The following is a 25,742-nucleotide window of genomic DNA, read 5'->3' as shown; positions in this document are numbered from 1 at the left end:
CCAAACAAAAAATGAAACGCCTAAAAATTTATTTCTTAATCACCATTACATTGCTAATTAATTCCTGTGGAGTTAATGAAGAAGTTGGAAACCAGTCCAGCTCTAAGAGTTCAATCTATTCTCAGAAAGTAACGTTAAATGAATTACTTGAAAAGTTAAAAAATAGAGATCCAGAATTGGCATTATTTATAGAAAACAATCCTGTTTCTAATCTTAAAACAAACTCTGGAAATACAGACTATTATTTTGACACTAAAAATATAGCTTCTATAAAGAATGACAAAAATGATGTTGCTTAAAGTATTCCGCTATATATAAATTCCGAAAAGCGCTCTAACATCTTAAATACTTTATCTGTAGAAATAACAGATACCAATATTGATGTAAAATTAGTGACTATCGAAGGCATGGATAATGGAACTATAAGATATTCTGCCTCTCCATTCCACGCTTATCGAGCTAATTATACTCCAAGTATAACAGCTAGAATTGACTGTTACTGTGTAACTGTATATAGTGATTGCACTTGCCATACCACACATGCAGATGGTGGGTGCGATCACCCAAATGTTTTTACAAGCTGTGGCTGTTCTGGAGATGGATATAGTGATCCTGAGCCTAGCCCAACAACACCTGCAACTAAATCTAGCTGGACAGGAGGTTCTGGTGGCGGAACATCTTATGGTAATACAGGCGAAGGAATCTATATTGCACTGCAAAAAATGTTTAAGCCTGATTATCAATTTTCAGCTTTAGAAAAATATACTATAATAAACAATTATCAATATAGCAAAGCATTGATAGATTTTTTGAACAATGAAGGTTTTACACCTGCAAATAAAGCTTTTACATTACAAATGCTGTACAACATTGAGGACGGACAATTTACTATAGTAAAACAGCTCAATAACTCTATACAAAATTTTATATATTCACAAAAGTCTCCGGTGAATGTCGATTTAAGCGCTATTCTTAATGATTTAAATTTACCTGAAAACCAAAAATTTAATACTGTATATAAAACTTTAACCGAGTCTCCAGAATTTAAAAATTTATTTTTGAATATATTCCAAAACAGTACAAGATATAACGTTAAGTTCCAAACGGGAAATATAGCAGGAGGAGCTAATGGCGATACCAAAACCAATTTATTAGACCCTACAAACAATATAATTACTATCGATGCCAATTTTATAAAAAATAATAGTAAATTGGTTGTAGCAAAAACTATTTTACATGAATGCATACATGCCTTTTTGAATGTGAAATTATGCGATGGCCAGCTTGGAAATATCCCTAATATTAATAATGAGGATTTTTATAACATTGTAAACAAAAGTTACGATGGTTTTAATAATGATCAGGCGCAACATAACTTTATCTATAATTATATGATACCAACTATGGAAAAAGTTCTTGCGGAGATAAAAGATAAGTTAATATCACCCGCTGAATCAACTTTTTTGCAAGAGCTTGTTTTCCATCCCGAATCCCCAACTATAGATGTAAAATTCAATTGGAATGATTTTTATAAAAATTTAGTTCTAGGAGGATTACAGGATTGTGAGTTTTTTAAAAACGAAATAGCAACATTTATTAAAGATCCACAAACAGGCGAAATAAAATCTATAAATGTAATAGATCAAGTTAAATTAAATTACTATAACCAATATAAAACCCGTATAGATGGTCTTAGCAAAAATTAAAAAAAAATATTTATTTATAATTGTTTTTTGTTTTTCGATAAATAATAGTTTCTCTCAAAGTCTCGAAAAAATTCAAAGCACAGATACTTTATATATCTATTTCAAAAATGACAATGTGAACCAAATAAGGGCAAGAAATAATGTTGTTAACAGAGATAATTATGACTATTATTTTTATTTTTCAATTGAAACAACTGCAGTAAGGCAGTATTATGTACTATTTAATCATTATTTGATAACTCCTGAAGTTAAATGGGAAAAAAAATCCTTTTTAAAAGAAAGAAAAGATCTAATAGTTGATTATAAATTCCTTAAAAATTTGGGCTATTTTAAAAGCGAGAAATTGCTTCTGCAGAAGAAAAAAATATATATTATTGATCACTCAAATTTTTGCAAATCAAAAGTAAAACTGGTCGAAGCAAAAATAACAGAGCGCACCTATCCTATAGAATAAAGATGTCAATATAATTGGAATCAATTTTTTAAAGAAGTTTAGTGAGGAATATATTGTTTGTGAATTGCTTTCAAAGCCTAAAGTATTTTACATTCTTGATTTTACTGAAAAGAAAAAAGGAAATGTAAATTTATATCGCGTATTTCTACTAAATTATTGTCCGATAGGTGAATAAAATATTTTACATTACTATAAAATCAAATGAGAAATATCTTTTTTATAATTCTATTCTTATCATTTTCTGCTTACAGCCAGAATTTAGAAAAAATAAAAAAATCTGATACTTTATACATATTTTTCAAGAAAGATAAAAACAATCAACATGTCAATGAAGAAATAACTTCAAATACAAAAATGAGATATTATAACTACTACTACATCTTTGGATATCATGGTAGTTATCAAATTTTAATGACCTTTACCCACCATTATTTTATAAGTCCTGAAGAAAAAAAAGAAAAAAGATCATTTCTACGAAAAAACAAAGATCTTATTATTACTTACGATTTTTTAACCAAATACAATTTAGCTGAAGCAACAGATTTAATTGGTCATAAAAAGAAGGTGTTTTTAATAGATGATGACGACATTGGATGGTTTACGATAAAATTAAAAGAAGTCAAAGTCATGGGAACTTTACCTCAAAGCATTGAATAGAAACAAATGAAGAATTTCTCTTTTATAATTCTATTTTTCTCATTTTCTATTTACAGTCAAGATATTGATAGTTTAAAAAAATTAGACACAATATATATCCCTTATCATGGAAAAGAAAATGAAAAAAAACACAATATTCAAACAAGAATAATTCCAACTGATTTTAGAGAAAAATCTTTTAATTTTCAACTCAAAAATATTTTTTTATCATTTTTTCATGTAGAATTTAAAGGATGGGAAAAGAAAGATACTAACATTAAATCTCAAAGAAAAATAGTAAATAAAGCATTCTTGAAAAGGATTAGAAATAAAATAATCATGCCTGAGTTAATAAACCAATATAATAATGAAGAGATAAATTGCGAAATTTTAGCACAAAACAAAGTATTTTACATTCTTGATTTTACAGAAAAAAAAAGAAAGACAATACTGTATGAAGTAGTTTATATGGGATATTGCCCTGCAATCGAATAATCGTTTTTACTAATTAATAAGTAACCCGATTTGACAAATATCTGCCAAGATTAAAAACTAAAACGTTATGAAAAAACTATTCTATCTTTTCTTTCTGTTATATACTGAGTTACTTTTATCTCAAATCAACACAATAAATAAACTAGAAATAATTCCTAAAGAAATTGATTTTAAAGGCTCTGTGAAAAAAATTACAATCAAAAATTTTTATTTAAATGACAAAGATACCGTCAAAGCTATTTCAGAAATTGATTTTTCTAAAAAAGGAAAAATAAAATCATTAAAGAAGAATAATGATTTACATTATAATTACTGGCAAATAATTGAATTTGATAATTTGGAAAGGATAAAAAGCATTTCCAAGAATGACGGTTCAAAAATAGTTGATATTACCAATCAATATTTTAGTAAAAAAAGAGAACTTCCTGATTCCACAATCATAAATCCTAATAAAAAGTACAGAGAAAAATTTATCAATATATTCAGTAATGATCAAGTTGTCAAACATGAACATTATATAAATGACACTTTACAAGAATATAGACTTTATAAATACAACAATGACAATAAAATCAGTGAAGACTTATATTTTGCTCAAAACAACGATTCTGCCGAAACTATGACGTCCGATAAATCAAATAATTCTTTTCAATTATCTTTTTACCCAGAAGGAAAAACTTTGTACGAGTATAAAACTATTCTAGACACTACTATCATCATAAAAATTCTAACTGAATATTCACGTAAAGAAGTTTTAAAACAAATAAAAAATAAGTTTTCCGACGTGAAAATCACTGAAATATATAATAACAATAAATTAGATCAATTAGAAATACTAAGTATTGTAAAAGATTCCATATCAAAATTACATTATAGATATAATGATAAAAAAGAGATTGAAAGTTATTATAATACGTTCACAAACCCTAAAACCATTATCACAAAATGGACAACTCATAAAAATGAAAAGGAAAGTATACTCACCACAAATATCGAAACTACAAATGATAGGTTTAATAATTGGATAAGAAAAACATACAGTATGCACAATATTATAAATCACATAATAGAGCGAAAAATTGAATACTATGATGATTAAAAGAATATATTTCGATATTAAAAAATAGTTTATTCTGATTGTTATACGATCAATTATTAAAAAAAAAGCTGCTTCAATTATTTGAAACAGCTTTTCTGATAATTTATTTTATTAGAAACTATTTTCCAGCTTCTGCTTTAGCATCGTTAACCATTTTGTCATTTGCTGTAATGGCAAATTCAACACGACGGTTTTGAGCTCTTCCTTCTGGAGTATCGTTTGTTGCAATCGGATCAGCGATTCCTAAACCTGAAGTTTTGAAACGGCTTGCTTTTAATCCTTTAGAAACTAAATAAGCCTGAACAGAAGCTGCTCTTTGACCTGAAAGCGTTAAGTTATATTCTGGTTTTCCTGTATTATCAGTATATCCAAAAATTTCAATATTAGTATCTCCGTAATCAGTAAATACTGGAACTAATTTGTCTAAGTTAGCTTTTGCCTGAGCTGTCAAAGTTGATTTGTTAGTATCAAAACGAACCGCATTTTCATTTAATGTCAAGTGGATTCCTTCACCAACTCTTTCAACATTAGCACCTGGTAAAGCTTGATCAATTTCACGAGCTTGTTTATCCATTTTGTTTCCAATCAAAGCTCCAGTTCCACCACCTACAGCAGCTCCAATTGCAGCTCCTAAAGCAGCGTTTCCGCCTTTACCTAAATTATTTCCTAAAATACCACCAATAACACCACCTGCTACAGCACCAATTCCAGCTCCTTTTTGTGTATTATTTGCATTTTTTACTGAATCGCAGCTTGTAAAAAAGCTAGCTAACACTAGTAAACTACTTAATCCTAAAACCGTTATCTTTCTCATTTTTTATACTTTAAAATATTAATTAGCTCTTTGAAATTGGTAAGTCACATCTTTTACTTGACCTCCAACATTAATGTTATCGATTAACTGAAAAGAGTTATCAGTCACACCAGCTACTTTTAGCAGATATCCTTCTTTAACGTTTTTAGATTTTGTTCCTGGATTTACAATTTTAAGAACAAAAAGCCCTTGATTGTTGATACTCCAAACAATTGGCGAATTAAAAGCTGTACAACTAGGAGAATTTAAAGCCATTGTACCTTTATTGTTGTTAGAAATAAAACTCCAAGAACTTCCGATAAAACACTTAGAATCAGCCAAATCAAAAGAAGTTACTTTGATATAATCTGAACCAGGATAAGACACATTGGTAAGCACCCAATTTCCTTTTAACGCTACTTGAGTCGGTCTGTCTAGTTTTGTTGAAAGTGTAGTAGCCTCAGAGGACGAAGCTGTTGTCGACGAAGATGATTTACACGCAAAAAACAAAGCGGCAATCATACATATAAAAATACTCTTCTTCATTTTGTACAATTTTTTTAGATTAATAACTTGCCTTTTTAACAATTATTGTACCACAAATATACGATTCGTTGAGATAATTTTCGTTTTAGAATCTATTTATTTTCTTTCAAAATTAACATTTCCGACATTTTGTCACCCAAAATACAATTGGTATTCTATTTGAATAAATGAAAATCATCAAATTAAATCAAAAAATAAAAAATATGGCAACAGGTAAAATTAATGTTTCAGTAGAAAACATTTTTCCTTTAATTAAAAAGTTCTTGTACAGCGACCATGAAATTTTCTTGCGTGAGCTTGTTTCTAATGGTACTGATGCTACTTTAAAATTAAAACACCTTATCAGCATTGGCGAAGCTAAAGTTGAGTACGGAAACCCGATTATCGAAGTAAAAGTGGACAAAGAAGGTAAAAAAATCCACATTATCGATCAAGGTTTAGGTATGACTGCTGATGAAGTTGAAAAATACATTAATCAAGTAGCGTTTTCTGGTGCTGAGGAATTTTTGGACAAATACAAAGATTCTGCTAAAGATTCTGGAATTATCGGACATTTTGGTCTTGGTTTCTATTCAGCGTTTATGGTAGCTGAAAAAGTTGAAATCATTACAAAATCGTACAAAGATGAGCCAGCTGCACACTGGACATGTGACGGAAGTCCTGAGTTTACTTTAGGGCCTGCTGACAAAACTTCACGCGGAACTGAAATCATTCTTCACATTGCTGAAGATTCTCTTGAGTTCTTAGACGATTCTAAAATCAGCGGTTTATTAAACAAATACAACAAATTCATGCCTATTCCGATTAAATTCGGAACAAGAACTGAAACACTTCCAAAACCAGAAGATGCTCCAGAAGATTACGTTAATGAAACTGTTGAAACTGACAACATCATTAACAACCCTAATCCAGCTTGGACAAAACAGCCTTCTGAATTATCTGATGAAGATTACAAAAACTTCTACAGAGAATTGTATCCAATGCAGTTTGAAGAGCCATTATTCAACATTCACTTAAATGTAGATTATCCGTTTAACTTAACTGGTATTTTGTATTTCCCTAAATTGGGTACAGATATGCAGATCCAGAAAGATAAAATTCAGTTGTACCAAAATCAAGTTTACGTTACTGACAACGTAGAAGGAATTGTTCCTGAATTCTTGACGATGTTAAAAGGTGTAATCGATTCTCCAGATATTCCGTTAAACGTTTCTCGTTCTGGTTTACAGGCAGATGGAGCGGTTAAGAAAATTTCTAACTACATTACTCGTAAAGTAGCTGATAAATTAAAAGCTTTATTCAACGAAAACCGTGCTGATTTCGAGCAAAAATGGAATGACATTAAAATCGTTTTAGAATACGGAATGCTTTCTGAAGAGAAGTTCTACGAAAAAGCAGGTGCATTTGTTCTGTACCCAACGGTAGACGACACTTACTTCACTTTGGATGAACTAAAGGAAAAACTAAAAGAAAACCAAACCGACAAGGATGGTAAACTAGTTATTCTTTATGCAGGAAACAAAGATGCACAGCATTCTTATATCCAGGCAGCAAAAGATAAAGGTTACGAAGTATTGCTTTTAGATTCTCCGATTATCTCACACTTAATTCAGAAAATCGAAAACGACAATAAAGACTTGACTTTTGTTCGTGTCGATTCTGACCACATCGATAACTTGATCAAAAAAGAAGAAAATGCTATTTCTAAATTATCTGATGACGAAAAAGCAGCTTTAAAAACTTCTTTAGAAGCATACATTCCTAAAGCATACAGCGTTCAGCTAGAAGCTATGGATTCTCAAGCTGCTCCGTTTATCATCACGCAGCCTGAATTTATGCGAAGAATGAAAGAAATGAGCCAAACTGGCGGCGGAATGTTCGGAATGGGTAATATGCCAGAAATGTACAATTTGGTTGTAAACACAAATTCTGACTTAGCGTCAAGCATTTTAAATACTGAAGACAAAACACACCAAGAACATTTAGTGAAACAAGCTCTAGACTTAGCTAAATTATCTCAAAACCTTCTAAAAGGTGAAGCACTTACTGCTTTTGTTAAGAGAAGTTTTGAAATGATTAAATAATCATTCGAAAATAATATTTCTGAAATCCTGCAAATTAAGTTTTGCAGGATTTTTTTTTGATCGAAAATCGCTCTTAAAAAAGGGTCATTTTCCCCTTTCCTCAAAAATAAACATCACATATATTTGATTACCAGAATATTAAATAAAAAAATCTAAAATTCTAGAAATCATGGACAAGAGAAAGTTTACAGAAAACGGAGAAGTTCTAGCAATTATAAAAGATTTAAAAGAACAGATTAAAGGCAAAAAATTTTCTGATATTATAGATGATAATAACTGCCAATATGTTGATCTTGTACAAGAAGGCGGAGGCGTCCTCGGAATTGCATTGGTCGGCTATGTATATGTTTTGGAGCAAATGGGAATTCGGTTTTTAAGTCTGGCAGGAACCTCAGCAGGAAGCATCAATACCATGCTGATGGCTGCTGCAGGAACATGTGATATTCAAAAATCAGAATGGATCCTGGAATGTTTATGCAACAAAAATTTATATGATTTTGTTGATGGCGATCATGACGCCCGCGAATTTATCGACGCTTTGCTAAGTGACGCCGGAAATCTGAAATTAATAATGAAAGGCTGTCAGGTTGTGGATAATTTTAAAGACGATTTAGGATTAAATCCCGGAAACAATTTTCATCAATGGATGACGAATCTTCTTTCGCAAAAAGGAATAAAAAACTATGCCGATTTGAGAGCTTTAAGAGAAAAAGGCGTTTCTGACAAAAACAAGTTATATCGAATTAATCTGCCAAATCACGGAGATAAAATAGAATATACCCGAGTGGATCATTGGAGCCAAATGGCAATAATAACTGCTGATATTACCACCGAAAGCAAAATCATTTTCCCTAAAATGATTGATTTGTTTTATTCGAATCCAGATGTTCAGAATCCAGCCGATTTCGTCCGAGCTTCTATGTCTATTCCTTTATTTTTCACTCCTTTTAAAATTACAAACATTCCAAGTGGAATTGACGCTTGGAACAAGTGGAACGATGCAACTTGCCTAAGAACATCAGTACCATCTGAAGTTATGTTTATGGATGGCGGTATTATTTCAAATTTCCCAATTGACATTTTTCACGAAAATATGAATGTGCCCGCTTCTCCAACTTTTGGAATTAAATTGGGTTACGACAAAAACGAAATCAATAAAAATGAAAAATTTTCCAACCTAATAAGTTCATTGTTTGACACTGCACGCTATGGATATGATTATGAGTTCCTGCAAAAAAATCCAGATTTTAAAAACTTAATCGGATACATTGACACTGGAAGCCACAATTGGCTAAACTTCAATCTGACTGACGATGCAAAAATCGACCTTTTTATAAGAGGAGCTCAAAATGCGGCCGTTTTTCTAAACCGTTTTAATTGGGAAGAATACAAAAAAATCAGAAAAGCCAAAAGCAATTACTACAAGTCCGTTTAAAATTATTTCTAATAATACTAAACATAATTTTTTCTTCAAAAAGACGTTATACAATCCTGTAAATAACCATTACAGGATTTTTTAATTGTAATTTATTTTTTTGTTACATTTGAACGCCTTATTAATCTCATCCAAAAACAAAACCATTATGAAAAAAACTGCTATTTTATTAACAGCTATTTGTGCTACAGCACTTTTATACGTTTCTTGTTCAAGCGATAATCACGAAGAAACCACTTCAACAAGCCTTACAAACATTGGGGCTTCAGTGGCGGTAGACACTTCAAACGAAATGGATCTTAACACAGGTCTTTTAATCAGCACAAGCACCTCAACAACAGGAAAAACTGCTGAGACGCCTACTGGAATTTGCGCATCGATTACCATTTCATCCCCAAATGGAACTGAATATCCAAAAATTTTTCTAGCAGATTTCGGAACAGTGGGCTGTACAGATAATAACAATCTTACACGCAAAGGAAAACTAAAAGTTACGCTTTCTGGACCAATCACTACAACTGGAAGCAAAATGACAATTGAAAGAATTGACTATTCTATAAAAGGCATCAAACTTGAAGGAACTATTGAATACACCAATACTACAACTGTTGCAACTGTACCGCAATGGACTAGAAAAGTGACTAACGGCAAGTTGACAGATTTGCAAGGAGGTGTTTATACCAATTCAGGAATCTATACCACTAAACAAACAGCTGGCGTAGATACACCACTTGTCTTATCTGATAACGTATATGAAATCACAGAAGGAACTCATACAGTAACGGCTTCAAATGGAGAAACGCTTACTTTGACTGTAAAAGAACCATTGATTAAAAAATATTCTTGCCTATTTATCTCTAAAGGACAACTAAAAGTTCAAGGAGGCATTTTAAACGGCGTGGTAGATTACGGAAATAACGACTGTGACGCGCTTTACACTTATACACACGAAAACGGCTCTTCATTCAATCTTTCGATGTAAGACCTTTTCCTATACGACTTTAAAATCCCAATTTAGAAATAGATTGGGATTTATTTTTTTTATAAAAATAAAACGGCTGTCTCTTTACATTTAAACTATTTTCTTTATTTTGCACCAAAATCTCAAAAACCAATGAAAAAAACATTAATTGCTTTTGTTACTCTTGCAGTATTAGCATCTTGCAGCAAAAAAGAAACTGCTGCCGATAACCTACACATTACAGGAAACATTAAAGGCCTAAAAACCGGAACTTTATATATCCAAAGAATTGTTGACACTTCTCTTGTTGCCATCGACAGCATCAAAATTGACGGAAACTCGGCTTTTGAAAGAGACATTAAATTAGAATCTCCAGAAATGTTATACCTATATTTAGATCGTGGTGTAACAAACTCATTAGACAATAACATTTTATTCTTTGCTGAACCAGGAAATATCAATATTGACACCAACTTAGATAATTTCATCGCTGGCGCAAAAATTACTGGATCAAAAAACCAAGAATTATATGAAGAATATCAAAAAATAAATTCTCGTTTTAGAGATGAGAATTTGTCTATGGTTGAAGCAAAATTCAAAGCTTTAAAAAGAAAAGACCAAAAAGCTCTTGACAGTCTTGACGCAAAACAGCAATCAAATATCAAAAGAAAATATTTGTATGCAACAAACTTTGCTATCAACAATAAAGATCACGAAGTAGCACCTTACATTGCTTTAGCAGAAATTTACGATATCAATTTGAAGTTTCTGGACACGATTCAAAAATCGATGACTCCAAAAGTAGCACAATCGCTTTACGGAAAAAAGCTTACTAAATATGTAGCTGACATCAAAAAAGAAGAACAAAAAGCTCCTGCAGCCGCTAAAGCTGAAACGGCAACAACTGAAGCACAAAAATAATTTTTTCGTTTACAAGACATTAAAAGCTCTGAGAAATTCAGGGCTTTTTTATGCTCTAAATTGAAATTTCAAACATAAAAAATGCAAAAACCCACACTATTCAAAAAAGCCTCTTAAAAACAACAAAAGCGCCCAAATATTCAACTCTTGCATTTACCACCCATTGAAAAAACTTTTATAAGTTTAAAACTTGAAAGGTGATATTTGAAATTTAAAAATTGGAATTTATTTTCTTTTTGGAACAAAAAAAAACCACCACATTTCTGTGATGGTTTTTGAGCCGATAGAGGGACTCGAACCCACGACCTGCTGATTACAAATCAGCTGCTCTAGCCAGCTGAGCTACATCGGCCTATTTTGCGAGTGCAAAGATAGAAATGTTTTTTAATATTCCAAAAAAAATTTCACACCTCTCTCTATAATTAAAAAAACCACCACATTTCTGTGATGGTTTCCGTTTTTTGAGCCGATAGAGGGACTCGAACCCACGACCTGCTGATTACAAATCAGCTGCTCTAGCCAGCTGAGCTACATCGGCGTCATTACGGGTGCAAATATAAAGCGGTTTTTCAATTTCCCAAAATATTTTTGCACTTTTTTACGCTTTTTTTTTGCTTATAGTGCGTTGATTTTTTCAATCAATTGATTAGCAGCTTGTTCTAATTCAACATTAATTTGTTTGAAATGTGCTTTTTTATTTTCAACGTTTTTAGCGTTCACTTTTGTAATCAAAGTATCAAATACAGCAATAGCTTCATCAACCAAAGCATTCGTTTCTGGAGTTGGATTTCCTGTTGTTGACATCTCAAACAAGTAAACCGCCTCAATAATATCTCCTAATACAAAGTTGATGTCTTTCTTTAAATTCTTAACGTTTGCCATTTTTCTTTTTATTTTAATTTGCGTCTGCAAAAGTACATATTATCTTTAAATTTAATGCTAAGAAATGTAAATTTCTAAAATTGAAGCTTTTCCGCTCAAATTAAATGCATTTATAGCAGCTGGAACCAAAACTGTATCGCCTTTTTTGTAAGCCTGTTTGAATCCGTCATATTCAATTTCAAAATCACCTTCAATACACATATATACCGTAAATGTTTCTCCATTTTTAGCAACTTCCAATTTATTTTCTAACGGAAGAAAATTGGTTGTAAAATAAGGACAGTCTACAACTGTATTTGAAGTATTTACTTTAGTCTCGTATTTTTTCTGCGTATCTACTTTATTATAGTTAATGGCATCTAGTGCCAGATCTACATGCAATTCTCTTTTGTTGCCTTGCGCATCTACACGGTCAAAATCGTATAATCTATACGTGATATCAGATGTTTGCTGAATTTCGGCAACTACTAATCCTGCTCCAATTGCATGAACTGTTCCCGTTTCTAAGAAGAAAACATCTCCCGATTTTGCTTTCACATCGTCTAAGATTGAAACCAAAGTATTATCATGCAAATGTTTCAAATACTCTTCTTTGCTAGAATCTTCTTTAAAACCAACAATAATCCTAGCATCGGCATCGGCTTGCATTACGTACCACATTTCTGTTTTACCAAATGAATTGTGACGCTCTTTTGCCAACTTATCGTTTGGATGCACTTGAATAGAAAGATCTTCTCTTGCATCTAAATATTTAAAAAGAAGCGGAAATTGTTTTCCAAATCTTTCGTAAACTTTAGTTCCTAAAATAGCGCCTGGTGTTTCATCAATTAAATCCATTAAAGATTTTCCTTTTAAAACTCCATTTGCAACCACACTTACATCTCCTTGTACAGTAGATAATTCCCAGCTTTCGCCCGTAATTTTAGAAACGATTGGTTTGTTTAAAATTGTTTTTAGCTTTTCTCCTCCCCAGATTCTTTCTTTCAAAATCGGTTCAAATTGCAAAGGGTATAAATTTTGACTCATGTTTTTAGGCTAATATATTTGTTTAATTAATTTTATTCTGATACTATTTTGGTATTTTATGATACTAATTCCTGTACGGCTTCTAAGGCTTTAGGTATATGTTTGGCTGCGTTTGCGCTATCAAATATCGAAATTACCAAACCATTTTTATCGATTATATAGGTAACACGCCCTGGCAAAAGTCCGAACAGATTATTGCGGACACCAAAAAGTTTTCTTAATCTTTTATCTTGATCTGAAAGCAAAATAAAAGGCAATTTATGTTTAGCCGCAAATTTATGGTGAGACTTCACACTATCGCTGCTAATACCAATTACCTCGGCCCCCAAATCTTTAAAATCTTCATATTGATCCCGAAAACTGCAAGCTTCGGTGGTACATCCTGGCGTATTATCTTTTGGGTAAAAATAAATCACCAGCGGCTTTCTTCCTAAAACGCTTTGGCTTTCAAAAAGGTCACCATTGTTGTCTTTCGCAGTAAAATTCGGAACTATATCTCCTATTTTTAATGACATTTTTTTATTCTCCTTTATAAGTTACAAAATTGCGTTCCGTTTCGTTCAGCACAACTTCAAGATCAAAGTCGGCATGAATTCGTTGTCTAATTTTATTCCATATCACAACAGCTATATTCTCTGCAGTTGGATTCAAATCTGCAAATTCTGGAACGTCCAGATTGAGATTTTTGTGATCAAACGGAATTTCTACTTCTTCTCGTATAATATCCGCTAATACTTTCACATCGAGGACAAAACCAGTTTCCGGGTCGATTTTTCCTGTAACACTTACTGTTAAACCATAATTATGACCATGAAAGTTAGGATTGTTGCATTTTCCAAAAACAGCATCGTTTTTTTCAAATGACCAATCCTTTCGATGCAGTCGATGTGCAGCATTAAAATGTGCTTTTCTTGATATGGTTACTCTCATTTATGTTTCTGGTTAGTTGGCTATAATTTATGGTCTTCGAGATAATGATCAAATTCATCAAAAATTATCTTAAACCATACGGTATAAATTTCGGGCTGTTTTTCAATATCTGCTTTCACATCTTCAATACTCATCCATTTCCAGTCTTCCACTTCATCTGGATTTATGTTTGGTTCTTCATTATAATAACCAATCATAACATGATCCAGTTCGTGTTCTGTCAAACCATTGTCAAAAGGTGCTTTGTAGATAAAATGAAATAATTCTTTCAATTCAGCTTTAAACCCCATTTCTTCAAACAATCTTCGGCTTCCCGCTTCAATATTGGTTTCGCCTTCTCTCTGATGACTGCAGCAAGTGTTTGTCCACAGCAAAGGAGAATGGTATTTATGATGAGCACGCTGTTGCAGCATAATTTCGTTTTTACTATTCAAAATAAAAACCGAAAAGGCACGGTGCAAAAGCGCTTTTTCATGTGCTTCTAATTTTGGCATTAAGCCAATCTGTTCATCGTTCTGATTAACTAGTATTACGTTTTCTTCTATCATAAGGCTTCTTAAGCAAACAAAAATACGAAAAAAGAAATGGCTTAAAAATGCTAATTCAGCTTGGCAAAAATTAAGGTTTTGACTCAATTCCTATTTCATTGATTTACAACGCTGTAATTTATACTAAATTTTAAAAGCAGTTAAAATTAAGACATAAAAACTACATTGCGTTGTTTTACGTAACTAATAAAAAGTTAAAACACACTTAAAAAAATCTCAATAATAACACACCTTGTATTTTGAAGCTAATTCTCAACGTATCTTTGATGTACAGATTAATCACCCAAGAACTTATGAAATCTAAAAATCTAATTTTCAGCCTCTGCTTTTTACTCCCGCTCTTTGTTTTACAAGCCTGTGGACAAAACACAAAAAAACAATCTGCAAACACAGTTGTTATGGAAAATAAAATCAGCAAACCCGGAAATCCTTATTATTCTAATACTGACACGAAGAAATTAAACGTGAGCAATGCCGAATGGAAAAAGGTTTTACCAGAAGATGTCTATGCCGTAATGCGTGAAGCTGACACAGAAAGACCTTTTACTGGAAAATATTGGAACACCGATGAAAAAGGAACCTATTACTGCGCTTCTTGTGGCAACTTGCTTTTTAGATCTACAGCAAAATTCTCTAGCAGCTGCGGATGGCCAAGTTTCTATGAACAAGAAAACAAAAAAAGCATTGTTTTTAAAGAAGATAATTCTCTTGGAATGGAAAGAATTGAAACGCTTTGCGGACGTTGTGGTGGACATTTAGGACACATATTTGATGATGGTCCTGCCCCAACGGGAAAACGCTACTGCATGAACTCGATTGCTCTTGATTTTATTCCAGATAATAAATAATTTAAAAATGAAAAATATACTTTTAATATGTCTTTTTGCGCTTTCACTAAATGGCATTTCCCAAAATAAAAAAGCCAATCTAGAAACAATTACGCTAGGCGGAGGCTGTTACTGGTGCGTTGAAGCCGTTTACGAAAATCTAGATGGAGTAAAATCTGTTGTTTCTGGATTTTCTGGCGGAAAAACTGTAAATCCAACTTACGAAGAGGTTTGTACTGGAGAAACTGGTCATGCCGAAGTCGTGCAGATTACATACGATAAAAACATAACTGACATAAACGAAATCTTTAAAGTGTTTTTTACCGTGCACGATCCGACAACTTTAAATCGTCAGGGAGCAGATGTTGGCACGCAGTACCGTTCTGTTATTTTCTATAAAAATGACGAACAGAAAAAAGCCGCTCAAAGCATTATTGCTGAACTAAACAAAGCGAAGGTTTACAACAATCCGATTGTGACGAAATTGGAACCTTTTAAAGTTTTTTACAAAGCCGAAGATTATCATCAGAATTATTATGCTAACAATAAAAATCAGCCGTATTGCAAAATGGTAATTCAGCCTAAACTAGAAAAGTTTGAAAAGGTTTTTAAAGACAAACTCAAAAAGAAACAGTAAACGAAAACAAAAAAGGGGAAATGAATAATCATTTCCCCTTTTCTTATATTGTCATTTAAACTATTGTTTTGCTACTTTTTTAAATCGCATCATCGGTACGTCTCCCTGAATTAAATTTAATTTGCCGTCTTTATCAATAGAATAACTTGTAATTTGTCTAATTTGTTTTAGGAATACTTGCTCACCTCCACCCTCACAAAACATCATTGTAGTTGGTCCTTCTTCTCCAAAAGTCAAAGACTTTCCTTTTAAAGTATAAGACGCGCTATAACCGTTGCATCCATTATTGCCATATACTTTTGTTTCTTTTTCATCAAAAGTAAGCTGTGGTTTTTTATTTGGGTATAATCCTTCAAAAGCAATTCTTGGTCCTGAGATATATTCCAACTCCCAAGTTGTTCCAAACAAATCGCCTGCATTAGAAGCAGATTTTGATGCAGAACATGAAGCAATTAATAACGTTAAAACTGAAAGGACTGCAAATGTGTATTTTTTCATAAAAGTGGATTTTAAAGATTTATAATTTGTTTTTTGAAGTGTAACATAATTCTATAAAAATTCTTTTCTCAATATTCATGCCCAGTTACAGGTTTATCGAAGTTTTATTTTGAGGATAACCCGCAATTTTCTGTATCTAAGTTACTACAATTTATTTAAAGTTTTATCGCTCAAATGTTTAAAATAAAACAAGCGACATTATTTTTTTTGTAATTTGCATCGATCAAAAAACGAAAAATCATCAATAAAAAACCAAAAAATGAAACAATTTCTATTCTTGTTTGTATTCGCCTTGACTGCGCCATTTGCTCATTCGCAAGAAAACCTTCCAACAGATTACCTCACAAAAGAATTTCATCAAGGACGGCGTGAAGCTTTTAGAGCTTTAATGCCTGCTAATTCAGTTGCTGTTGTTTTTTCTTATCCTGAAAGAGTTTTTTCAAAAGATATTAATTACAACTATCACGGAAATCCTGATTTATATTATCTGGCGGGATATAAAGAACCAGACGCCATTTTATTGCTTTTTAAAGAACCACAGGGAACAGAAAAATATACTGAAGTGCTTTTTGTACGAGAAAGAAATGCTGCGCGCGAAATGTGGACAGGAAGACGTTTAGGGATTGAAGGCGCAAAATCTAAGTTAGGTTTTACAACCGTTTACAACGGAAAAGATTTTAATGCGTTTGCAATTGATTTTTCAAAATTTGATAAAATCATTTATGACAAGTTTCCAACAGATGTTACAGAAAGTAATCATCCAGACAATTTGTTTGCATTGCTGAAATCGTTTAAATCTAAAGCCGGAATTATAACAGAAAATGAAGCTTCGATAGATTTGTTTAACAATATCACAAATTCTCTTCGCGAAATCAAAACACCAGAAGAACTTGTTTTAATGCGCAAAACAGTAAAACTTTCCTGCGTTGCCCACAATGAAGTGATGAAAGCGGTTGGCCCTGATATGAGCGAAAATGAAGCTGACGGAATTCATGCATATATTCACAGGCACTATGGCGCCGAAGGCGAAGGCTATCCTCCAATTGTTGGTGCTGGTGCAAACGGATGTATTTTGCATTACGGAGAAAACAATGCTACAAAAATTGACAATCAATTATTATTAATGGATGTTGGTTCTGAATATCACGGTTATTCTGCAGATGTTACCAGAACAATTCCTGCTAACGGGAAATTTACCGAAGAGCAAAAAGCAATTTATCAGATAGTTTATGACGCTCAAGAGGAAGTTTTTAAACTTTGTAAAGAAGGAACTCCAATTCAGGATTTGAACAAAAAGGCAAAAGAAGTTATTGCCGCTGGATTAATTAAATTAGGAATTATTACAGATCCAAAAGATGCTCGAATATATTATCCGCACGGCTGCTCACACTTTCTTGGCCTAGATGTTCATGACAAAGGAAACTATATGGGAACTCTAAAAGAAAATATGATTCTAACTGTTGAGCCTGGAATTTACATTCCTGCAAACAGCAAATGCGATAAAAAATGGTGGAATATCGGCGTTCGAATCGAAGATGATATTTTAATGCTAAAAAATTCATACGAAAACCTTTCTGCAGAGTCACCAAGAAAATGGCAGGACATTGAGGCTTTAGCTAAACAGAAAAGCACTTTTAATGAAATGAAATTTCCTAAAATTTAATTTCTATTCTTTGCTACTCCGATAGCTATCGGGAGTGGCAAAGAAAAAATAAACCAAAGCCTCCAATTATTTTGAGGCTTTTTCTTTTTGGATTTTTCACGAACTTTGCTTTCTTAAAATATTAAAAAAATGAAAGCACTTACCTTTTCTTCTTTTGGAGAATCAGATGTTTTAGAATATATAGAAATCCCTAATCCGCAACTAAAACAAGATGAGATTTTAGTCGAGATGAAAGCCATCGGATTAAACTTTGCTGATGTTTACCGTCGAAAAGGGAATTATCATTTAAAAGGAAATCCTCCTTTTATTGCCGGTTATGAAGGCGCAGGAATTGTGGTCGATGCTAACAATCATCAAGAATTTAAAGTAGGTGATCGTGTCGCTTTTGCCGATGTTCCATTTGCCAATGCAGAATTGGTTGCCGTTAATGTAAATCACATTATTCCATTATCCGAAAAAATCTCTTTTGAAACTGCAGCTTCTGTTTTGCTTCAAGGCTTAACCGCTCATTATTTGGCTACAGACAGTCATAAAACTGCAAAGGGAGAAACTGTTTTAATACATGCAGTTGCTGGCGGAGTTGGACAGATTTTAACACAGATCAGTAAACTTTTGGGTGCGACAGTTATTGGATTAACCTCATCTGCAGAAAAAGCGAAAATCGGTTTTGAGCAAGGTGCAGATCATGTTTTTCTTTATAATGAAGATTGGAAATCGCAAGTTTTTAAAGTGGTTCCAAACGGTGTCGATGCTGTTTACGACAGTATTGGAAGCACTTTAATGGAAAGTTTTGAAGTCACTAAAGAATGCGGACAAGTTGTTTTCTTCGGAATGGCAGGCGGCAATCCAGCACCTGTAGATCCGAGAATGCTTATGGACAGCTCTAAAACTTTGACTGGAGGCGATTTGTGGAGTTATTTAAATTCTAAAGAAGAACGAATCAAAAGAGCGACTCAGTTATTCAATTGGATTACCGAAGGAAAAATCAAACTTTCAGAACCAACATCTTTCAAATTATCAGAAGGAAAACTAGCGCACGATTTCCTAGAAAGCAGAAAAAGCACAGGGAAAATTATTTTGATACCGTAAAAATGTTTTTGCCACAAATTCACGAATTTTATTTTAAAAACTTTACGAATAGATTTTAAGATAAAACTCGTGAATTCGTGGCTATCTATTACAATTGAGTAACTTCAATTTTTGTAATTTCAGATAATTCCAGAATTCTTTCTACTTCGTCTTTATTTGCCACAAAAAACAAATAATTGTCTCCATAGGTTTCGTAAGTCATTAGCTCTAGATTTAATTTTTCTAATTCCGACTGAATGTAAGGAAAAAGATCATGGCTATAAGTTTCTTCTGGATAATCGAACTTAAAATCTTCACCAATCAATTCAGAAATGAAATATTCAGCATCTTCGGGATCGAATTTCCAGTCACTGTTCCAAGCATTGATATTCTCAAAGAAATCAAAATGCCCCTCAACAATCGCGTGATATTCTTCACTGCCTTTTAGATAGTTTTTAAAAAGTATTTCTGACTGCTTTTTAAGTTCTTCTTCTTCAATATTTTCTCTAGAAACTAAATTGATAAATTCCTCAAAGGATTGTATGGTAGCTTCTTCTCTTTCTACTAAATTTTCAGACGAAGGAAGTTCAATTGTTTCTGGAATTTCAATATTTAAATATTGGCAGATTCCTTGTAAAACCACTTTAAGGTCCCTAACGCCAATTGTCTCACTTTCATTCTTTGGATTATTCACATCAATAACTTCGCTCTCCAGTAACCCTCTTGTATAATCGAAGAAATGTTTCCCTGAATACAACATCCTAAAGTCATTTACTTCCAAACTATTCGTACAGCAAAAAAAGATTACAAAGTTTTTTATAGAACGTTTAAAAAACTTTTTCTCCTCTGCAGTTGGCTCCGAATAAAACTGAATATGAATAAAATCATATTGTAAGTCATCTTGCATTGCTTCTTCTGACAGGCCTCCAATATTCAGTTTTTTATAAAGTTCGTTCAGAACTTCATACGCATTATTAAACCCCGCTTTTTTAATTTCTGCTCTTCCTTCTTGGTGATCTAATGAGGATGGTATAGAATATAAATTTACAGTAACATTTTCATGAAGTCCTTTTACTTTGAATTCTAAACTATTAGATTCATGATACAAATGACTATAAATAGAATCAATCACATCAAAGGAAATAATCGATTTTGCATCATTATTTCTATTAAATAAATTGGAAAAAAAACCCGCCATTATATTATTATTTTTTATGCAAATATAGTAGTATTTTTCTGTAAAGAATTATTCGTTAGAATATTTAAAACTCTGATTCATTTTATCGAAAGGAATTACTTCATTAACAATCGATTCTAATTCGAAATCAGTCAGTAATCCTCTCGCAGATTCTACTATTTTTGGTGAAACATGTATTTCATAGTCAATGATGTTTCTTTTTAAAATGTTGGACAGGATGTCATTTTGCTGCTCAGTCAGATATTTTTTGTGCGATTTAAATACCGATTCTATATCTTCCCTAAATTCCTCGTCAGTAAGTCCATTATAAACATCTTGTTTTGACATATCGATCAATAAAACTTTGAAGATAAAATCCTGAAGGTTTTTAGCCAGGTAATTGACTTCGTTGGAGTCGTGCCAGACAAAAACAATCGGCACATCGCCATTGTTTTCTTCGTTTAAAAAGAAACAATAATGATCTCCACCTCCACTTTTGGCAAACGGAATAAATTTAAATTCTGGATTGATATTTCGATAATCCTCTGGATCTCTGAGCTCTTCTATTTCTTCGGCAACCGATTTCAAATTCAGCGATTCAAAATCATAAGAATGCAAAAGCAGAGGCGGATTATCTTTTAAGGTTGGATAAACTTCGGCATACCAATTTGGACCATATTCTCCGACGTCCAACATACCATCAGCGTCTAATTGCTTGTATAAAAGCGGAAAATTGAATCCGTATTTTTTTTCTATTTCTTGTATTGTCATCTTTGGGGCAAATTCTATTACAATCAAACCACTAAGATAACAATCTTTTTACTACACCAAGAAACCTGAAGTCAATTATTTCAAGGACTCCGCAATCATCAAGGCACATTTTTCTCCGTCAATGGCTGCAGAGATAATTCCTCCGGCATAACCCGCACCTTCTCCACATGGATATAATCCTTTGATTTGCAAATGTTCTAATGTCATCGGATCTCTCGGAATTCTAACTGGCGATGAAGTTCTGCTTTCTGGCGCATGCAAAATAGCTTCATTAGTTAAATAACCACGCATTGATTTTCCGAACTCTTGAAATCCCTGACGCATAATCTGAGTCAAAAATCCTGGAAAAACCTGTCCCAATTCAACCGAAGTAGTTCCTGGCACATAAGAAGTTTTCGGAATATCTGCTGAAACTTTACTCTTAGTGAAATCAATCATTCTTTGAGCTGGAACTTTTTGGGTTTGCCCAGCCAAATGCCAAGCTTTTTGTTCGATACTTTTTTGAAATTCCATCCCCGCCAAAGCTCCAAATTTTGCAAAAGGCTTAAAATCTTCCAATTTTAATTCGACAACAATTCCTGAATTTGCAGTTGATTGATCACGTTTAGAAGGAGACCAACCATTTGTAACCACTTCTCCTGGACTAGTAGCACAAGGCGCAATTACACCTCCAGGACACATACAGAATGAATACATTCCGCGGCCGTTAACTTGTTTTACGATAGAATATGGCGCTGGAGGTAAATGTTCTCCACGGAAATCACAACTGTATTGAATGCTGTCTATTAATTCCTGTGAATGTTCTGCGCGAACTCCCAAAGCAAAAGGTTTTGCTTCAATTAAAATTTTCTTTTTATCTAATAATTCAAAAATATCACGAGCCGAATGTCCCGTTGCCAAGATTAATTTATTGGCGTGAATTTTATCTCCGTTTTGCGTTACAATTCCCTCAACTTCATTATTCTTTACCAAAATATCAGCTACACGGGTTTCAAACAAAACTTGCCCCCCGAATTCTCGGATTTTATTTCTGATATCTTCAATAATTTTAGGAAGCTTATTGGTTCCAATATGCGGATGTGCTTCTACCAAAATATCTTCAGAAGCTCCAAAAGCCACTAAAAGTTCTAGAATTCGAGTTACATCTCCACGCTTTTTTGAACGGGTATATAATTTTCCATCAGAATACGTTCCTGCTCCACCTTCTCCAAAACAATAATTAGAATCCTCGTTTACGATATGCTCGCGGTTTATCGCTTTCAAGTCACGACGACGGCCTCGAACATCTTTTCCGCGTTCTAAAACAATTGGCTTTAAACCTAATTCGATTAATTGCAATGCCGCAAAAAGTCCGGCTGGGCCTGCTCCGACAACAATAACTTCCTGCGCATTGGAAACATCCTTATATATAGGAAGTTCAATTTTAGTTTCCTGAAAGGGTTCGCCTTTTAAATAAATAAGAACTTTCAAATTAATTTTAATTGCTTTCTGACGTGCATCAATAGAGCGTTTTAAAATTGAAACGTGCTGAATTTCTTGAGCAGAAACTTTAATCTGCTTTGACAAATGGTCTTTTAGCAATGATTCGTTTGCAGCAATTTCGGGTGTAACTTGAAGTAAAAGTTCTTTAGGCATTTTTGTATATTTATTCTATTAGCTTTTCTTTCTATGAAAAGAACATGCAAAAGTACTATTTTGAACTGACTTTATATAATTAACCGCAAAGTGCGCTAAGTTTTTTTAAAGGTATGGCTGCAGAAAAACACAAAGTTCGCAAAGCTTTGTGTTGATATAGCTTTTCGAACTTTGTGTTTATTCTCAAAGAAAAATTAATCTTATCGCACTTTGCGGTTAGTTAAGCAGCAAATTTACTCTTCCTAAAATCTTACTATTTATTTTTAGCCACAGATTAATTGGATTAAAAAGATTTCTTCAAGAATGGTTACACGCATTGCGGTTTGTTTTCTACGAAAAAAAGCTCAGAATCTTAGCTTCTCAGAATCTTTAATAAAGACTTTGTACCTTTGTCGCTCTGTCACTTTGAAACTTAAAAAAATGTCAAGAAAAATAAAACTAATCTGGGATTTTCGCGGACCAGCTTCGGCTAAAACTGCTGAACACCACGAAATTCATCTAAAAGAATATATCGCAATAGAAAAATTGCCCTTAAATATTACGGGATATAAAGTCATAGACGAAATGTACGCCATTGCTTTTATGGTTGTAACAGACGAAAATATGATTCAAGTAAGAGATGCTTTGAAACCGCATCGTGGGGAACTCTACGAGTAGTTTTCAGTTTTCGGTCACAGTTTACAGTTTTGCACTGAGACTAATTTTAAGTCGCAGTTTACTGAGACCGTAAACTGCGACTGTAAACTATTTAATTCGCTACTTCGCTAATAAACTTTATACGCATTAAACGCAATTCATCAATATCGTAATCGCCATCAAATTCTTTTAGTGCGTCTTCGATTTTATCAGATTCAGATTCCATGAAATAATCATGAATTTCTTCCTGTTGATCGTCGTCCAAAATATCATCTAACCAATATTTGATGTTCAGTTTTGTTCCAGAATAAACAATCTGTTCCATTTCTTTGATCAAAGCATCCATCGTTAAACCTTTCGCGGAAGCAATATCACTTAATGGAAGTTTTCTATCAATATTCTGAATGATGTATAATTTGTTAGCAGAATTCACTCCTGTAGATTTAACAACTAAATCGTCTGGACGAATAATATCATTATCCTCAACATATCGGCTGATTAAAGCTACAAATTCGCTTCCGTATTTTTTAGCTTTCCCTTCACCAACACCATGAATATTATATAATTCCTGAATTGTTATCGGATATTTTAAAGCCATATCTTCGATTGAAGGATCTTGGAAAACTACGAATGGAGGAACTCCCAGTTTTTTAGCTACTTTTTTACGAAGTTCGCGAAGCATTCCAGTTAAAACTTCGTCTGCTGTTCCAGAAGATTTTCCTCCTGTAACAATTGTTTCATCATCGGCTTCAGTGTATTCATGGTCTTCAGACATCATAAACGAAACTGGCTTTTTGATAAAATCTAAACCTTCCTTTGTAATTTTTATTACGCCATAAGTCTCAATGTCTTTTGACAAAAGCCCTGTTACCAAAACTTGTCTCAACAATGCCATCCAGTATTTTTCGTCGTGGTCTGAACCAGAACCAAAATAAGGCTGTGTATCTGTTTTATGCGCTTTAATAACCGCATTGATACGGCCAATTAAAGTAAATACAATTTCTTTTGATTTGTAAATATGTTTGGTATCGCGAACAATTTCAAGCAATTTAACTACTTGATCTTTGGCTTCAACTTTATGTTTCGGGTTGCGAACATTGTCGTCCATATCGGCTCCTTCGCCAGTTTCACTGTCAAATTCTTCACCGAAATAATGAAGAAGGAATTTTCTACGCGACATTGAAGTTTCGGCGTATGCCACCACTTCTTGCAAAAGTGCAAAACCAATTTCTTGTTCGGCAACTGGTTTTCCAGACATAAATTTCTCTAGCTTTTCTACATCTTTATAAGAGTAATACGCTAGACAATGACCCTCTCCACCGTCACGTCCTGCGCGACCGGTTTCTTGGTAATAACTTTCAAGAGATTTCGGAATATCATGGTGAATTACAAAACGAACGTCTGGTTTATCGATTCCCATTCCGAAAGCTATTGTTGCTACAACGACATCAACATCTTCCATCAAAAACATATCTTGATGTTTGGCACGGGTTTTGGCATCTAAACCTGCATGATAAGGAACAGCACTGATTCCGTTTACTTGTAAAACTTCGGCAATCGATTCTACTTTTTTACGGCTTAAGCAGTAAATAATCCCAGATTTGCCTTTATGCTGTTTGATAAATCGAATAATATCCGACTCAATATTTTTTGTTTTGGTACGAACTTCATAATACAAGTTCGGTCTGTTGAACGATGCTTTAAAAGTATTGGCATCGGCCATGTCAAGGTTTTTCAGAATATCTTCCTGAACCTTTGGTGTTGCGGTTGCGGTAAGTCCAATAATTGGCACTTTACCCAGCTGCTTAATTATATTTCGCAGATTTCTATACTCTGGCCTAAAATCGTGTCCCCATTCTGAGATACAGTGCGCCTCATCAATGGCCACAAAAGAAATAGGCACGCTTTGTAAAAAAGCAACATATTCTTCTTTTGTTAATGATTCAGGGGCAACATACAAAAGTTTGGTCAATCCAGATGTAATATCTTTTTTAACCTGAGCAATTTCTGTTTTAGTTAGAGAGGAGTTTAATACATGTGCAATTCCATTTTCAGACGAAAGGCTTCGAATTGCATCAACCTGATTTTTCATCAAAGCAATTAATGGAGAAACAACAATTGCTGTTCCTTCTTGAATTAAAGCCGGTAATTGGTAGCAAAGAGACTTTCCTCCACCGGTCGGCATAATTACGAATGTATTCTTTCCGTCTAAAATGCTCGTAATGACTTGCTCCTGCAAGCCTTTAAATTGGCTAAAGCCGAAATACTTCTTTAATTCTTTATGTATTTCAATTTCATTTGAATTCATTCTCTA

General features: G+C 33.2%; 27 protein-coding genes and 2 tRNA genes. 15 read left to right on the top strand and 14 right to left on the bottom strand.

Going from position 1 to position 25,742, the window contains the following annotated elements; all coding sequences use genetic code 11:
- Positions 1 to 11 precede the first annotated feature (11 nt).
- The 6 genes from BB050_RS11150 (at position 12) to BB050_RS11125 (ending at position 4,390) form a co-directional block, all read left to right on the top strand.
- Positions 12 to 299, top strand: a complete 288-nt coding sequence (locus BB050_RS11150; RefSeq protein WP_066033621.1) for a hypothetical protein — start codon at positions 12 to 14, stop codon at positions 297 to 299.
- Positions 300 to 392: 93 nt separating this feature from the next.
- The gene (locus BB050_RS11145; RefSeq protein WP_123906994.1) at positions 393 to 1,706 is read left to right on the top strand and encodes a hypothetical protein; all 1,314 of its coding nucleotides are present in this window, start codon (positions 393 to 395) and stop codon (positions 1,704 to 1,706) included.
- Positions 1,687 to 2,160, top strand: a complete 474-nt coding sequence (locus tag BB050_RS11140; protein WP_066033619.1) for a hypothetical protein — start codon at positions 1,687 to 1,689, stop codon at positions 2,158 to 2,160. The genes BB050_RS11145 and BB050_RS11140 overlap by 20 nt, the downstream gene beginning before the upstream one ends.
- 201 nt (positions 2,161 to 2,361) lie before the next feature.
- Positions 2,362 to 2,817 carry a hypothetical protein gene (locus tag BB050_RS11135; protein ID WP_066033618.1) on the top strand — a complete coding sequence of 152 codons (456 nt, stop codon included), beginning with the start codon at positions 2,362 to 2,364 and terminating at the stop codon, positions 2,815 to 2,817.
- A 6-nt stretch (positions 2,818 to 2,823) separates the two neighbouring features.
- Positions 2,824 to 3,291: a hypothetical protein gene (locus BB050_RS11130; protein ID WP_066033617.1), complete on the top strand. Its 468-nt coding sequence runs from the start codon at positions 2,824 to 2,826 to the stop codon at positions 3,289 to 3,291.
- Positions 3,292 to 3,358: 67 nt separating this feature from the next.
- Positions 3,359 to 4,390, top strand: a complete 1,032-nt coding sequence (locus tag BB050_RS11125; protein ID WP_066033616.1) for a hypothetical protein — start codon at positions 3,359 to 3,361, stop codon at positions 4,388 to 4,390.
- Between the two features lie 118 nt (positions 4,391 to 4,508).
- On the opposite strand, the gene BB050_RS11120 is transcribed toward BB050_RS11125, so the two are convergent.
- Entirely contained in the window at positions 4,509 to 5,204 is a 696-nt protein-coding gene (locus BB050_RS11120; RefSeq protein ID WP_008464490.1) for a YiaD family glycine zipper/OmpA-like lipoprotein, read from the bottom strand.
- A gap of 18 nt (positions 5,205 to 5,222) precedes the next feature.
- Positions 5,223 to 5,729 carry a lipocalin family protein gene (locus tag BB050_RS11115; protein WP_035691207.1) on the bottom strand — a complete coding sequence of 169 codons (507 nt, stop codon included), beginning with the start codon at positions 5,727 to 5,729 and terminating at the stop codon, positions 5,223 to 5,225.
- Positions 5,730 to 5,932: 203 nt separating this feature from the next.
- On the opposite strand from BB050_RS11115, the gene htpG reads away from it, so the two are divergent.
- The 4 genes from htpG (at position 5,933) to BB050_RS11095 (ending at position 11,130) form a co-directional block, all read left to right on the top strand.
- Positions 5,933 to 7,813: a molecular chaperone HtpG gene (gene htpG / locus BB050_RS11110; RefSeq protein WP_008464488.1), complete on the top strand. Its 1,881-nt coding sequence runs from the start codon at positions 5,933 to 5,935 to the stop codon at positions 7,811 to 7,813.
- 169 nt (positions 7,814 to 7,982) lie between these two features.
- A complete protein-coding gene (locus BB050_RS11105; RefSeq protein ID WP_066033615.1) occupies positions 7,983 to 9,248 on the top strand; it encodes a patatin-like phospholipase family protein in 1,266 nt (421 codons plus the stop codon).
- 148 nt (positions 9,249 to 9,396) lie between these two features.
- Positions 9,397 to 10,230, top strand: a complete 834-nt coding sequence (locus BB050_RS11100) for a hypothetical protein (RefSeq protein WP_066033614.1) — start codon at positions 9,397 to 9,399, stop codon at positions 10,228 to 10,230.
- Positions 10,231 to 10,362: 132 nt separating this feature from the next.
- Positions 10,363 to 11,130 (top strand): DUF4369 domain-containing protein, encoded by a 768-nt coding sequence (locus tag BB050_RS11095; protein WP_066033613.1) that lies wholly within the window; start codon positions 10,363 to 10,365, stop codon positions 11,128 to 11,130.
- A 278-nt stretch (positions 11,131 to 11,408) separates the two neighbouring features.
- On the opposite strand, the gene BB050_RS11090 is transcribed toward BB050_RS11095, so the two are convergent.
- From BB050_RS11090 to idi, 7 genes are all read right to left on the bottom strand, one after another.
- Positions 11,409 to 11,482, bottom strand: a tRNA-Thr gene (locus BB050_RS11090).
- Positions 11,483 to 11,594: 112 nt separating this feature from the next.
- Positions 11,595 to 11,668: transfer RNA gene (locus BB050_RS11085), tRNA-Thr, on the bottom strand.
- Positions 11,669 to 11,745: 77 nt separating this feature from the next.
- Positions 11,746 to 12,012, bottom strand: a complete 267-nt coding sequence (locus BB050_RS11080) for a hypothetical protein (RefSeq protein WP_008464481.1) — start codon at positions 12,010 to 12,012, stop codon at positions 11,746 to 11,748.
- A gap of 57 nt (positions 12,013 to 12,069) precedes the next feature.
- Entirely contained in the window at positions 12,070 to 13,038 is a 969-nt protein-coding gene (locus BB050_RS11075) for a type I phosphomannose isomerase catalytic subunit (protein WP_066033612.1), read from the bottom strand.
- Positions 13,039 to 13,094: 56 nt separating this feature from the next.
- Positions 13,095 to 13,553 carry a peroxiredoxin gene (locus tag BB050_RS11070; protein WP_066033611.1) on the bottom strand — a complete coding sequence of 153 codons (459 nt, stop codon included), beginning with the start codon at positions 13,551 to 13,553 and terminating at the stop codon, positions 13,095 to 13,097.
- Between the two features lie 4 nt (positions 13,554 to 13,557).
- Entirely contained in the window at positions 13,558 to 13,968 is a 411-nt protein-coding gene (locus BB050_RS11065; RefSeq protein ID WP_066033610.1) for a 6-carboxytetrahydropterin synthase, read from the bottom strand.
- A gap of 20 nt (positions 13,969 to 13,988) precedes the next feature.
- Positions 13,989 to 14,516: an isopentenyl-diphosphate Delta-isomerase gene (gene idi / locus BB050_RS11060; RefSeq protein WP_008464471.1), complete on the bottom strand. Its 528-nt coding sequence runs from the start codon at positions 14,514 to 14,516 to the stop codon at positions 13,989 to 13,991.
- Positions 14,517 to 14,809: 293 nt separating this feature from the next.
- Here idi and msrB point away from each other — a divergent pair, with 293 nt between their 5' ends.
- Positions 14,810 to 15,364 (top strand): peptide-methionine (R)-S-oxide reductase MsrB, encoded by a 555-nt coding sequence (gene msrB, locus BB050_RS11055; protein ID WP_066035142.1) that lies wholly within the window; start codon positions 14,810 to 14,812, stop codon positions 15,362 to 15,364.
- 7 nt (positions 15,365 to 15,371) lie between these two features.
- Positions 15,372 to 15,980 (top strand): peptide-methionine (S)-S-oxide reductase MsrA, encoded by a 609-nt coding sequence (gene msrA / locus BB050_RS11050; protein ID WP_066033609.1) that lies wholly within the window; start codon positions 15,372 to 15,374, stop codon positions 15,978 to 15,980.
- Between the two features lie 60 nt (positions 15,981 to 16,040).
- Here msrA and BB050_RS11045 read toward each other — a convergent pair whose 3' ends face one another.
- Positions 16,041 to 16,478, bottom strand: coding sequence for an META domain-containing protein (locus tag BB050_RS11045; protein WP_066033608.1), 438 nt, complete (start codon positions 16,476 to 16,478; stop codon positions 16,041 to 16,043).
- A gap of 259 nt (positions 16,479 to 16,737) precedes the next feature.
- Between BB050_RS11045 and BB050_RS11040 the strand changes: the two genes are divergently transcribed.
- Positions 16,738 to 18,141, top strand: coding sequence for an aminopeptidase P N-terminal domain-containing protein (locus BB050_RS11040; protein WP_066035141.1), 1,404 nt, complete (start codon positions 16,738 to 16,740; stop codon positions 18,139 to 18,141).
- A 129-nt stretch (positions 18,142 to 18,270) separates the two neighbouring features.
- Positions 18,271 to 19,230, top strand: a complete 960-nt coding sequence (locus BB050_RS11035; protein WP_066033607.1) for a quinone oxidoreductase family protein — start codon at positions 18,271 to 18,273, stop codon at positions 19,228 to 19,230.
- A gap of 88 nt (positions 19,231 to 19,318) precedes the next feature.
- Here the strand turns inward: BB050_RS11035 and BB050_RS11030 are convergent, their stop codons facing one another.
- The 3 genes from BB050_RS11030 to BB050_RS11020 all read right to left on the bottom strand — a co-directional run bounded on the left by BB050_RS11030 (position 19,319) and on the right by BB050_RS11020 (position 22,792).
- On the bottom strand, positions 19,319 to 20,407 hold the full coding sequence (locus tag BB050_RS11030) for a DUF6630 family protein (protein WP_066033606.1): 1,089 nt from the start codon (positions 20,405 to 20,407) through the stop codon (positions 19,319 to 19,321).
- Positions 20,408 to 20,455: 48 nt separating this feature from the next.
- Positions 20,456 to 21,157, bottom strand: a complete 702-nt coding sequence (locus BB050_RS11025; RefSeq protein ID WP_066033605.1) for an SMI1/KNR4 family protein — start codon at positions 21,155 to 21,157, stop codon at positions 20,456 to 20,458.
- 75 nt (positions 21,158 to 21,232) lie between these two features.
- Positions 21,233 to 22,792, bottom strand: coding sequence for an NAD(P)/FAD-dependent oxidoreductase (locus BB050_RS11020; RefSeq protein ID WP_066033604.1), 1,560 nt, complete (start codon positions 22,790 to 22,792; stop codon positions 21,233 to 21,235).
- Positions 22,793 to 23,212: 420 nt separating this feature from the next.
- On the opposite strand from BB050_RS11020, the gene BB050_RS11015 reads away from it, so the two are divergent.
- Complete coding sequence (locus tag BB050_RS11015; RefSeq protein WP_008464452.1) at positions 23,213 to 23,449, top strand: hypothetical protein; 237 nt, start codon at positions 23,213 to 23,215, stop codon at positions 23,447 to 23,449.
- A 91-nt stretch (positions 23,450 to 23,540) separates the two neighbouring features.
- Here the strand turns inward: BB050_RS11015 and recQ are convergent, their stop codons facing one another.
- Entirely contained in the window at positions 23,541 to 25,736 is a 2,196-nt protein-coding gene (recQ, locus tag BB050_RS11010; protein ID WP_008464450.1) for a DNA helicase RecQ, read from the bottom strand.
- Positions 25,737 to 25,742: the final 6 nt, after the last annotated feature.

It is taken from the genome of Flavobacterium anhuiense, from assembly GCF_001705175.1.
In the GTDB taxonomy this organism is placed as follows: domain Bacteria; phylum Bacteroidota; class Bacteroidia; order Flavobacteriales; family Flavobacteriaceae; genus Flavobacterium; species Flavobacterium anhuiense.
The sequence above is the reverse complement of the archived record's forward strand: the minus strand, read 5'-3'. Positions and strand labels throughout refer to the sequence as shown.